This is a genomic window from Pseudoalteromonas sp. NBT06-2, assembly GCF_002276045.1.
Lineage (GTDB): Bacteria > Pseudomonadota > Gammaproteobacteria > Enterobacterales > Alteromonadaceae > Pseudoalteromonas.
This window is the reverse complement of record NZ_NQMR01000063.1, coordinates 1-11,345: the sequence shown is the minus strand read 5'-3', so window position 1 is coordinate 11,345 and position 11,345 is coordinate 1. Positions and strand designations below refer to the sequence as shown.

The following is an 11,345-nucleotide window of genomic DNA, read 5'->3' as shown; positions in this document are numbered from 1 at the left end:
AACAACAGCTGATTCAGTTTTCATTTCTGCAACAGGTGTTTCAACAACAGATGCTTCTGCAATCTTAATTTCAATACTTTGCTCAGCCATAGCTTGATCTGCAACGGGAACAAATGCAGGTGCCTCCGTAGTTTCAAGCTCTATCGTATTTTCGCCTTGCTCTTGCGGTTTACGGCGGCGTTGACCAGCTGCTCTTAAGTGACGAGGAGAACGGCGAGAACGAGTTTTGGGCTCTTTTTCTTCATCAGCAGTGTTATTAATTACATCAGTCTCTATGGATTGAACCGAATCCACGTGCTCAGATTTTTCCATTTCGTTAGCTTTAATATTAGCAGAAACTGGTTTTTGACTTACCTTAATATCTTTAGTTTCAACTTTATCTGTTTCAATAGCAGGAGCTTGTATTTTAGTTGCTTCAACTTTAGGTGCATCTACTTTAACACTTACATCAACAGTTTTAACTTCAGTAGTGGTATTGTTTGCTACTTCAATTTTTTCTTGTTGTACACGTACTTTTTTGCGTGTATTACGGCGCTGACGACGCTCTTTTACACGTTGCTCTTTTGGTTCTGCTTTTACATGTTCATTATTAGCAGCTGCAGGTTTACGATTATTTTGATTATTACGACGTTTATTCTTATTGTCGCTATTTTCAGTAGAATCGTTTTTATCACGGTTTACATGCTTACTTTCAGTAGATGATTTAACGTTTTCTTCATCTTGCCTTTGACGTTGATTACGGTTACGCGGGTTACGGCGTTTATTTTCGTATTGACGTTTATTGCGTGGCTTAGTTTCAACCACAACATCAGGTTCTTTAACTTCAGACTCAGGAGCAAATAAAGCTTTAATCCAGGTACTCAGTTTAGTAAATAAACCAGGTTTAGCAGGCGTCGGTGCAGTAGTAGGTTGTAAAGGCGTTTTTTCTTTTGAAATGACTACATTTTGTAATGCAGGTTGCTCTTTTACCGTTGTTTTAGTCTTATTAAACTCAGGCGCAGTCTTTTTAGGCGCTTGAATTTGATTAAAGCTAACCGTTTCTATGCTGTTGTCACTTGTTAAGCGTTGTACTTCAAATTGTGGTGTTTCCATATGTTGATTTGGAATGATGATAACTTCACAATTGTGATGTTTTTCAATCGCACGTACACTTCGACGTTTTTCATTTAACAAATAAGCTGCAACAGCAACTGGAACAAGTGCATTTACTTGAGCTGTATTATCTTTTAATGATTCTTCTTCAATCAAACGTAGTATTGATAGCGCTAAAGATTCATTTGAACGAACCGTTCCTTGACCATTACAACGAGGACATACATGCTGACTGGCTTCACCTAAAGAAGGTCTTAGGCGCTGTCGTGACATTTCAAGTAAACCAAAACGTGATATTTTACCTACTTGAACACGAGCACGGTCTGGGCGTACTGCATCTTTTAAACGATTTTCAACTTCACGTTGATGACGTGGAGGTGTCATATCTATGAAATCAATTACGATTAAACCACCTAAGTCGCGAAGTCTTAGTTGACGTGCAATTTCGTCTGCAGCTTCTAAGTTTGTATTTAAAGCAGTTTCTTCAATATCACTACCTTTAGTTGCCTTAGATGAGTTAATATCAATAGAAGTTAATGCTTCAGTAGGATCAATTACAATTGAACCACCTGATGGTAATCTTACCTCACGTTGAAAAGCTGATTCAATTTGACTTTCAACTTGATAATGTGTGAAAAGAGGAATTTCACCTTGGTATAATTTCACACGACTCATAAAATCAGGGCGGAAGCGTTCAATATGAGATTTTGCTTCTTCGAATACTGACTTCTTATCTATGATTATTTCGCCAATATCACGGCGTAAGTAATCACGGATAGCGCGAAATATGACATTACTTTCTTGGTGAATTAAAAATGGTGCAGGACCTGTTTCAGAAGCCGTTTGAATTGCTTCCCAGTGCAAAATTAAAGAATTTAAATCGTGATTCAATTCTTCAAATGATTTACCAACACCCGCAGTTCGAACGATAAGTCCCATACCTTTAGGTAATACTAAACGACTTAAACTTTCTTTTAATTCAGTACGCTCATCACCTTCAATACGACGGGAAATGCCGCCAGCTCGTGGGTTATTCGGCATTAGTACTAAATAGCTACCTGCAACACTAATAAAGGTTGTTAACGCAGCCCCTTTTTGACCACGTTCTTCTTTATCAACTTGAACGATAACTTCCTGTCCTTCTTTGATCACCTCTTTAATGTTTGGGCGACCTTTGAAAGTATATCCTTTAGGAAAATAAGTCCTTGCAATCTCTTTTAGGGGTAAAAATCCATGTCTGTTTGCACCGTAATCTACGAATGCAGCTTCTAAACTTGGTTCAACACGTGTGATCTTACCTTTATATATATTGGCTTTTTTCTGTTCGTGACCAGGGCTTTCGATATCTAAATCGTAAAGTTGTTGGCCGTCAACCAGTACTACGCGCATTTCTTCTTGCTGCGTAGCATTGATTAGCATACGTTTCATATTGTTACTCTATTTTATTATTTAAAGTCTCTCGCTGATCTGAGCTTATCAATATCCGTTCAGTCTTTTTTCTTTCGCTTATAATGCAATCTCACGATTGGGCTAACCTAAGAATTACTCTTATTTCACCCTAAACCTGAATTTTATTTTTCGGTTTTTAGGGTCTCACTGCTGAACGATATGATCTCTTGAGCGTAGATGACATATTCATTACATTCGCTTTTTGCAACAGCTGCGTTAAATCTCTTGTTGATATATTACTCGCATCAACGCAATTTAAAGGCACATGACAACCAGATATCTATAAAATCTTTTGGAAAACAGAGATTGAATCTGTATGATCACTTATCCGGAGTGTGCAGCACAGTATCTGCTTTGGCAAAAAAGCACCAAAATTCCTGCTTTACAGGCAATTTACTTTGGGATTATCCCATTATTGTTAGTCTGTTAGCAACTAAATTATTACTCAAATCAGTGATTATACAATGTCTGAAAAAACAGAACCGTCAGAAAAAACAGGAAGCAAGGTTACTTTTGTAACGATTACAGAAGACCATGATGGTCAAAGAATTGATAATTTTCTTTTAACTAAGTTAAAAGGTATGCCAAAAAGTGCAATATATAAAATATTGCGCAAAGGCGAAGTTCGTGTAAATAAAAAGCGTGTAAAACCTTTATATAAACTGCAAATAAATGATTATGTGCGTATTCCACCTGTTAGAATTGCCGAAAGAGAGGAATTTGTACCAAAAAATTTAGATAAAATTACAAGCTTAGAAACAGCCATCGTTTATGAAGATAAATACCTGATTGTTATTAATAAACCATCAGGTATGGCTGTGCATGGTGGTAGTGGTTTAAGTTATGGCCTTATTGAAGCAATGAGAAGTTTGCGCCCTGAAGAGCGTGCATTAGAGCTTGTTCATAGATTGGATCGGGATACTTCTGGTTGTTTATTAATCTCTAAAAAACGTTCCGTACTTAAAGGATTGCATGCGCAACTTAGAGAAAAAACCATGGAAAAAAATTATTGGGCACTTGTTGATGGTAGTTGGAAGACAAAAGTTAAAAATGTGAATGCTGCTCTTAGAAAAAATACGCTAAAGTCAGGTGAGCGAGTAGTGCGTGTAGATGAGGCGGAAGGTAAAGCTTCTCATACCCGTTTTAAAGTATTACAAAGATTCATGGAGTGTACATTAGTTCAGGCGTCTCCAGTCACGGGCAGAACACACCAAATTCGTGTTCATACGCAATGTTCTGGGCATCCAATTGCTGGCGATGATAAATATGGAGATGAAGGTTTTGATGCTTATATGCGTGAAAAGGGCTTAAACCGTTTATTCTTACATGCCCATGATTTAACTTTTACACATCCTATAACTGAAGAAAAATTAACTGTTGAAGCACCGCTTGATAGTGTGTTAATTAAAACGATTAAAATACTCAAGCAAGAAGTGAATAAAAGAAAAACTGATAATGAAATATAAGCTCGTTATATTTGATTGGGACGGTACTTTGATGGACTCCATTGCGCGTATTGTTTCATCTTTACAATCTTCTGCTCGAGTATGTCAGGTACCTGTACCTAGCAGTGAACAAGTTAGAAGTATTATAGGTTTAAGTTTACCTGAGGTGATGGACAAATTGTTTCCTGAACATAAAAACTATCATCAACAATTAATAGTGCATTATAAAGATCAATATATAAATATGGATACAACTGAAACGCCATTGTTTGATGGTGTAGAAGCTTTACTTAAAAAGCTGAAATCAAATAATTGTCAGTTAGCAATTGCAACAGGAAAAAGTAGGAAAGGCCTAGACAGACTATTAGCATTGACTGGATTAACTGATTATTTTGCTGTTACGCAAAGTGCAGATGAAGCCCAGTCAAAACCTTCACCACAAATGTTATCTCAAATATTAGCCCATACCCAATTAACGACTAAAGACGCTGTTATGATAGGAGATAGCAAGCTAGATCTTGAGATGGCACTGAATATTGGTATGGACAGCATAGGTGTTACATTTGGTGCCGGTAATCGTAAAGCGTTATCTGTATATAAACCCGTGGCCATCGTGGATAGGTTCTCAGAACTAGATATGTATTTATAGTTAAAATCTTTTATGTGCATGGGGCTAAAATTATAAAAGCCCCGTTATATTATTGAAATTTTAATATTTCAGTGTGTTTTTGAATTGAATGAAGTTCGCAACGTTTAAAAGCAATCGCAGCAGCAATGGTATCTGGTAAGTGATTTAAATACTTCCACCTGCAATTGTCTTCCACATACTTATCAAACTCTTGTTCTGCGCGCTTAAATACTCTTAGTAATTGTAAGTTACCTGTTTCATTTTGCTTTTTTTCAAGATCTAATGTAATTTTATTAGTCCACATATCGGCAGTGCGTTTTTCTAATACAATTTTATTATCTAAGCAGCGTAAATAGCTTAAGTTTGTTGTTTTTTCATTATCGCAGCCATCATTAAATTGTGCTTGGCTTACAAAGCTTGTAAAACCTAAGATTAATATACTGCAGGTTTTAGTTTTGCTTGTAATTAAATTCAACATTAAACAAAGCGCCTCCTAGGTCACTATCTGATATTTTTAGTTTGCCTTGATATGATTCAACTAAGTCATTCACAATGGTCATGCCAACACCATGGCCTTTTTCATAGGTATCTAATCTAGCACCTCTTTGTGTAAGTAACTTGATAGATTCTTTTGGTACACCTGGACCATCATCAGAAACTTTAATTGATAATAATTGAATGGAAGACAATTGGTTTTGATTTATTTCAATCTGCACTATGGCCTCACAAGCTTTACATGCATTATCAATTAAGTTACCGATTAATTCCATTAAATCAGTCTTATCCCCTAAAAAATAACTTTTATTGGAGATATTAGCAATAAAATGAATCCCTTTATCGCGGTAAACTTTTTTCATTGCATTGACAATGGAGTCAACCACAGGTTGGATCTGTGTTTGCTTTTTCCAAGTATCGGTTCCACCTGTTGTTGCACGTTTTAATTGATGCTCGATCATGATATTTATGCGATCTAATTGTTCATTCGCATCTGCATCAGTTGCTAGCGGGCTTGATTTAAGAACAGCTAATGGTGTTTTTAATGCATGTGCTAAATCACTCAATGATGCGCGATAGCGATCTTTTTGTCGTTGTTGTGTATCTAATAATAGGTTTAAATCTTGTGTTATTTTTTTGAGTTCTACAGGGTAGGTGCCTTTAATTTCAGTACTATTTCCAGACTCTATTGCAATAATTTCTTTGTCTAACCTTTGTAATGGTCTAGCACTCCAAATAAAGCCAATTATCAATAAAATGGTAATTGCAAACGCCATAATTATAAGCCAGTTTCTTAATGTATGCCTAAAACCTAACATCATGTCTCTGAGGGCAATATCATCTTTTAATAAATAAAACGCGACATTATGAGAAGTGTTATTTATTTCACTTATTAATGAAAAGCTTAGTTGCCAATATGTTTTATCTTCATATATAATTTTTTGAAATTGTGTTTCACCTGCATAAAGTGGCGTGATACTTGGTAAAATTTCTCTATTAATGGCCGATTCTGATTGCCATTGCTTTTGTTTATTTAAATAAATAAATGCAAAAGTATCAGAGTTTAATCGATTTAATTCTGGCGTTAATAAAACAGCAGGCATGCCAATACCATCTTCTTGAAAATCGACTTCGGCAAGTATGGAATATAAATGGGCTTCTAATGTATTTTCAGTCGCTTCCACTAAAGATGAGTAATAGGCTTTACCTATTGAAAAGAACAAAATTGGTAAGGCGACTACTAAAAGAAATATGAGTATAAAACCTTGCCTAATTTTTAGTGATATTTCACCTGTTACCATTGGCTTTGTAGCCTGTAGCCTCGGCCTCGTAAAGTCTCAATAGGTTTAAATGTATTCTCTGGATCAAGTTTTTTACGTAAACGTAAAACAAATACTTCAATAACATTTGAATCTAAATCAAAGTCTTGATCGTAAATATGTTCAGTTAGTTCTGATTTTGAGATTACTTTTTTTGGATTGATCATTAAGTATTCAAGTACTTTATATTCATATGCTGTAAGCGTTAATTCTTTATCGTTTACCCATACTTGTTGAGAGCGAGTATGAATACGAATAGGTCCTGCTGTCATTTCTGGATTTGATTGGCCTGCACTTCTACGAATTAGGGCATTACAGCGGGCGATAAGTTCTTCGCCATGAAAAGGTTTAGTTAAATAATCATCAGCCCCTGCATCAAGCCCTTCAACTTTATCTTGCCAACGATCACGTGCCGTTAATATTAGTATTGGAATGTCTAAACCGGATTCTCTTGCTTTTTTAATAACTGAAATGCCGTCCATTTTTGGTAGGCCTAAATCTACAACAGCTAAATCTAAAGGGTACTCTGTTAAGTGAAATAAGCCAGTTTCACCATTATGAACTAAATCTACACTGTAACGCTCTTTTTCTAATATACCTCTTAAATTGTCAGCTAAATGTAAATCATCTTCGATTACTAAAATTCGCATTAATTCTTACCTTTTTTTACTAAACCACTTTTTTTATTAACCATAACATCAAGTACGCGACCTTTTGGCTGTAATACGCGAATTTTGTAATGTTTTTTGGAGTCTTGTATTTTTAAAAGTTTACCTGGGTACTGTTTTTTAACGAGATGCGCTGCTTGCTTTTTTCCTATTGGATTTTTAACTTGCTTATCTTTAGCATCTGCTAATGTAGAAAAAATCAAAGTGAAAGTTAAAAAAGTATAAATAATGTAACGCATGCCTAAAATCTCCAGGGCAACAGTTTAATAAAGAGTTTTAACTAAACCAAGTATTTTGAATATTAAAGTGTAGAAATTAATACCAATTAGTTTTAAGTTTAAATCATGATTTAACTTTTATCACTTAGAATAACACTACAGCGTGAATATAAACTGAATTGGGGCGACTTTAAGTCACCATTTAACAATTAAGGTAAAACTTTCTTGAATGGTTTTACGATCGATTCTTTATAAATATTTGCTTCTACATAAGGATCAGCAGCAGCCCATTCTCGCGCTTGCTCTAATGAATCAAATTTTGCAATCACTAATGAACCCGTAAAACCAGCTTCACCAGGGTTTTCAGAGTCTATTGCTGGTAATGGACCTGCGGCAAATAATCTATATTGTTTTTTTAATTCTTCTAATCGCGCAATATGTGCTGGACGAATTTGTTTTCTCATCTCTAAACTATTTTCAACATCTGTTGAGCAGATCATGTACCACATAAAAATTCCACAAAATTAAATAATAAAGCTAAATAGTAACATTATTGTGACACTTTTATAGAATTGTTATAGACGAATTAACTTAAAAACTTGATAGGGGCCGTGCAAGGCTGCTAGCATCAGGCGATAATTGTTATAACAATAATAAAAGTAAGGTTGTTTATGAGTACAAATCGCGAGCATTTTAGTTCACGTTTAGGATTTATTCTTGCAGCAGCAGGCTCAGCTGTTGGTATTGGTAATTTAGTTGGTTTTCCTGTTAATGCAGCAAAAAATGGGGGTGGGGCATTTCTATTAATGTACGCTATCTTTGTTATTGTCATTTGTATTCCTGTAATGATTGCTGAAATGGCTGTGGGTCGTAAAACAGCCAAAAACCCTGTTGGTGCCTATTCTCAATTAAGTGACAATGATTCTAAATGGCGATTAGCTGGGTTACTCAGTGTTATAACGCCATTTATGATAGCTATATTTTATACAGTATTAACTGTGTGGATCCTTGTTTACTTAGCATTATCTGTATCGGGTAACTTAGACTACATGGCCACCAGTAGCGCTTTTGGTGAAGTGACCAGTAGTCCTTATCTCTTTATTTCAATGATAGTCGTGGCTGTTTTGGTCAGGTTTATTCTTGTTTCAGGTGTTAAAGCTGGCATTGAGCGTGCGGCGAAAATTATGATGCCAGCATTATTTATTATGCTGATTCTATTAGTAACATTTGTTTTAACTTTAGATAATGCTTTTGCGGGTGTTAAGTTTTATTTAATTCCAGATATAGATAAAATTACCCCTAAAGTGGTTAGTAATGCATTGTCTCAAGCTTTCTTTTCTCTTTCTTTAGGTATGGGGATTTTAATTACTTATGGTTCATATATTAGTAAAGAAACAGATATTGCAGGCTCGGCAAAACTAGTTGCTATCACTGATACTTCGGTTGCATTTATTGCTGGTTTGATGGTACTGCCTGCTATATTTTCATTTAACTCAAGCATAAATCCAAGTGAACTAAGTGACAGTGGTGTATCACTTATATTTAGTTATTTACCTAAGATATTTTTAGCATTGGAAACATCAATTGGTTATTTCTTTGCCAGTTCGATTGCTGTAGTGTTCTTTTTATTGGTGTTTTTTGCTGCCTTAACTTCTTTAGTATCTATTATCGAAGTACCTGTTGCGTATCTAATTGATGAGAAAAAACAATCTCGTAAAAAAGCATTAAATACGCTTTTTGTATGGGCCGGTTTATTAGCATTATTAACTACATTATCAGCAGGTATGGTTGATTATTTAACTTCTTTAATGTCTTATGGTGGTAAATCTAAGTCACTATTTGATGTTATTTATGACATGTTTTATGACACGATATTACCATTAAATGGTTTATTAATTTGTTTGTTTGTAAGCTATCGCTGGAAAAATCAAAAACTAAACGAAGAATTATCAATCGGAAATCCTAAATTTAGTAAAACTTTTTTAGCAAGATATACTCATTTTTCTTTAGGTACTTTTATTCCTGTTATTGTAGCAGTGATTTTTATTGATACAGTAGCGAGAATATATTTTGATTACCATTTCTTTAGTTAGGTTATTCCCTGATTATGTTTAGTTAATGTCGGGGTATTAAAATAAAAAAAGCCGCTTAAAATTATAAAAAGCGGCTTTTTTGTAGTAATTTAATGTTATTGTCTTATGTCTTTTTATCAGATTCTTCAGGTAAGTATTTAAATAGCATCATTATCGTAATGAAGATAAATACAAAAGAAATACCGGTTAAACCAAATATTTTAAAGTTAACCCAAAAATCTAAAGAAAAATTATAGGCAATATAAATATTTAAACCTGAAATAAAGAGTGTAATCGCGACCCACATTAAGTTTATTTTATCCCAAACAGCTTTAGGGATATCAATTTCTTGTTTAGTATCTGAAGCATTTTTCAATATTGACGTCAGCATTTTTTGCATTAAATTTTTGTTTAAAACATATCGTGAAATAAGTAAGGTTGTGCAAAAAATAAAATAAATAACGGTTGCTTTCCATTTTATAAAAGCTTCGTCATGAAAAATCAAAGTCATTGAGCCTAATATCAGGGCAATACCAAAAAAAACCCAAGTTTTAGTGGCTACTTTACCATCTTTAAAATAGTAATAAGCAACTTGTAATACTGATGTACCAATTAAGACACCAGTAGCCCAAAAAATATCGACTAGTTTAAAAGTCGCGAAAAATAAGATCAGTGGAATGTATTCTATTAAAGCCTGCATAGTTAACTTTTTAAATTGAAGATGAGCTTTTTTACCAGTAAGTAGGTCTGTACACAAGTAGAACTGGATAAAATAGTGAATAAATATTTTATCCATTTTTGAGATAATTATTTTATTATTAATTTGTTTTTTAAATTGTTAAAATATTAAACAACTTAATTGATTGAAATATAACCTCCCTATATGTCATTAATATCATCTCCTGTAGATAAAACCATATTTAATAATCGCATTTTTTTTATTAAAAGAGATGATTTATTACATGAATCATTTTCTGGTAATAAAGCGCGAAAATTTTACTCTTTTTTAAAAAATGATTTTAATGATTGTAAAAAACTTATTAGTTTTGGATCTGCGCAAGCAAATTCTTTGTATTCATTTTCTGCATTGGCAAAATTAAAAGGTTGGCAGTTTGATTTTTATGTTGCTCATATATCTGATTTTATAAAACAAAATCCTAAGGGAAACTATAGAGCTGCACTTGAAAATGGTGCAAATGTGATTGAAGTGGGTGAGTTTCTTGAAGGTGAAACTTTAGAGGACTACCTCAATAATAATATTATTGCAAAAGAGCAAAGCTATCTCTTTGTACCTGAAGGTGGACGCTGTCAGTATGCAAAAATGGGTATAGACTTGTTAGCACAAGAAATTACTTATTGGGCAGCAGATAATAAAATTACAGAATTTAAAGTAGCTTTACCTGCAGGAACAGGCACAACAGCATTATTTTTACAGCAAGCTTTTATCGAACTGAATACGAATATAGAAATCCTCACGTGTGCATGTGTTGGTGGGGACTCTTATTTAAAAAAACAGTTTTTTGAATTGTGTACTGATGAATCACGACATCCTACTATTATGAAAAGTCGCAAAAAATATCATTTTGGCAAGTTATATCGTGCTTTTTATGATATTTGGCAAGCGTTAAACATTCAGACTGAAATTGTGTTTGAATTACTCTACGACCCATTGGGTTGGTTAACTTTAACTGACTATATTGAATCTAAAAATATACCCGCTGATTATCCTATTTTATATATTCACCAAGGTGGACTTTTAGGCAACGAAACTATGCTGCCTAGATATCAAAGAAAATATGGTAAATATGACTCTAAAATTGGTTAAATAGCGCATTTTCAATAAAATAAACGCTTTGTTGTAAAGCTGGGATAAACCTTCAGAGACGAAAATGTTTTTCAGAAACTAATAATAAATCTGTCATACTCGCTACTTCCATATTGAGTTTCATAATGCTATTT

Annotated in this window: 11 protein-coding genes; 4 read left to right on the top strand and 7 right to left on the bottom strand. The window is 34.0% G+C overall.

Going from position 1 to position 11,345, the window contains the following annotated elements; all coding sequences use genetic code 11:
• Positions 1-2,520 (bottom strand): ribonuclease E (rne, locus tag CJF42_RS13345; RefSeq protein WP_095367159.1); only part of this gene is annotated, 2,520 nt, incomplete at its 3' end.
• Between the two features lie 485 nt (positions 2,521-3,005).
• Between rne and rluC the strand changes: the two genes are divergently transcribed.
• Complete coding sequence (gene rluC, locus CJF42_RS13340; RefSeq protein WP_095367158.1) at positions 3,006-4,007, top strand: 23S rRNA pseudouridine(955/2504/2580) synthase RluC; 1,002 nt, start codon at positions 3,006-3,008, stop codon at positions 4,005-4,007.
• Entirely contained in the window at positions 3,997-4,635 is a 639-nt protein-coding gene (locus CJF42_RS13335) for an HAD-IA family hydrolase (RefSeq protein WP_252097603.1), read from the top strand. Before rluC ends, CJF42_RS13335 begins: the two co-directional genes overlap by 11 nt.
• A gap of 49 nt (positions 4,636-4,684) precedes the next feature.
• Here the strand turns inward: CJF42_RS13335 and CJF42_RS13330 are convergent, their stop codons facing one another.
• The 5 genes from CJF42_RS13330 to CJF42_RS13310 all read right to left on the bottom strand — a co-directional run bounded on the left by CJF42_RS13330 (position 4,685) and on the right by CJF42_RS13310 (position 7,823).
• On the bottom strand, positions 4,685-5,092 hold the full coding sequence (locus CJF42_RS13330) for a hypothetical protein (RefSeq protein ID WP_095367156.1): 408 nt from the start codon (positions 5,090-5,092) through the stop codon (positions 4,685-4,687).
• The gene (locus CJF42_RS13325; RefSeq protein ID WP_095367155.1) at positions 5,064-6,410 is read right to left on the bottom strand and encodes an ATP-binding protein; all 1,347 of its coding nucleotides are present in this window, start codon (positions 6,408-6,410) and stop codon (positions 5,064-5,066) included. Before CJF42_RS13325 ends, CJF42_RS13330 begins: the two co-directional genes overlap by 29 nt.
• Entirely contained in the window at positions 6,404-7,078 is a 675-nt protein-coding gene (locus tag CJF42_RS13320; RefSeq protein ID WP_095367154.1) for a response regulator transcription factor, read from the bottom strand. The genes CJF42_RS13325 and CJF42_RS13320 overlap by 7 nt, the downstream gene beginning before the upstream one ends.
• Positions 7,078-7,335 carry a PepSY domain-containing protein gene (locus CJF42_RS13315; protein ID WP_095367153.1) on the bottom strand — a complete coding sequence of 86 codons (258 nt, stop codon included), beginning with the start codon at positions 7,333-7,335 and terminating at the stop codon, positions 7,078-7,080. Before CJF42_RS13315 ends, CJF42_RS13320 begins: the two co-directional genes overlap by 1 nt.
• A 188-nt stretch (positions 7,336-7,523) precedes the next feature.
• The gene (locus tag CJF42_RS13310; protein WP_095367152.1) at positions 7,524-7,823 is read right to left on the bottom strand and encodes a YciI family protein; all 300 of its coding nucleotides are present in this window, start codon (positions 7,821-7,823) and stop codon (positions 7,524-7,526) included.
• 162 nt (positions 7,824-7,985) lie between these two features.
• Between CJF42_RS13310 and CJF42_RS13305 the strand changes: the two genes are divergently transcribed.
• Positions 7,986-9,407, top strand: a complete 1,422-nt coding sequence (locus CJF42_RS13305) for a sodium-dependent transporter (protein ID WP_095367151.1) — start codon at positions 7,986-7,988, stop codon at positions 9,405-9,407.
• Positions 9,408-9,510: 103 nt separating this feature from the next.
• On the opposite strand, the gene CJF42_RS13300 is transcribed toward CJF42_RS13305, so the two are convergent.
• Positions 9,511-10,086, bottom strand: a complete 576-nt coding sequence (locus CJF42_RS13300) for an inner membrane-spanning protein YciB (protein WP_095367160.1) — start codon at positions 10,084-10,086, stop codon at positions 9,511-9,513.
• Positions 10,087-10,269: 183 nt separating this feature from the next.
• Here CJF42_RS13300 and CJF42_RS13295 point away from each other — a divergent pair, with 183 nt between their 5' ends.
• Positions 10,270-11,211, top strand: coding sequence for a pyridoxal-phosphate dependent enzyme (locus tag CJF42_RS13295; RefSeq protein ID WP_095367150.1), 942 nt, complete (start codon positions 10,270-10,272; stop codon positions 11,209-11,211).
• Positions 11,212-11,345: the final 134 nt, after the last annotated feature.

Excerpts from the sequence above, each read along its gene's own strand:
- CJF42_RS13320 (WP_095367154.1), bottom strand. The coding sequence starts at position 7,078 with ATGCGAATTTTAGTAATCGAAGATGATTTACATTTAGCTGACAATTTA.
- CJF42_RS13335 (WP_252097603.1), top strand. The coding sequence starts at position 3,997 with ATGAAATATAAGCTCGTTATATTTGATTGGGACGGTACTTTGATGGAC.
- CJF42_RS13315 (WP_095367153.1), bottom strand. The coding sequence starts at position 7,335 with ATGCGTTACATTATTTATACTTTTTTAACTTTCACTTTGATTTTTTCT.
- CJF42_RS13325 (WP_095367155.1), bottom strand. The coding sequence starts at position 6,410 with ATGGTAACAGGTGAAATATCACTAAAAATTAGGCAAGGTTTTATACTC.
- CJF42_RS13330 (WP_095367156.1), bottom strand. The coding sequence starts at position 5,092 with ATGTTGAATTTAATTACAAGCAAAACTAAAACCTGCAGTATATTAATC.
- CJF42_RS13300 (WP_095367160.1), bottom strand. The coding sequence starts at position 10,086 with ATGCAGGCTTTAATAGAATACATTCCACTGATCTTATTTTTCGCGACT.
- CJF42_RS13295 (WP_095367150.1), top strand. The coding sequence starts at position 10,270 with ATGTCATTAATATCATCTCCTGTAGATAAAACCATATTTAATAATCGC.
- CJF42_RS13305 (WP_095367151.1), top strand. The coding sequence starts at position 7,986 with ATGAGTACAAATCGCGAGCATTTTAGTTCACGTTTAGGATTTATTCTT.
- CJF42_RS13310 (WP_095367152.1), bottom strand. The coding sequence starts at position 7,823 with ATGTGGTACATGATCTGCTCAACAGATGTTGAAAATAGTTTAGAGATG.
- rluC (WP_095367158.1), top strand. The coding sequence starts at position 3,006 with ATGTCTGAAAAAACAGAACCGTCAGAAAAAACAGGAAGCAAGGTTACT.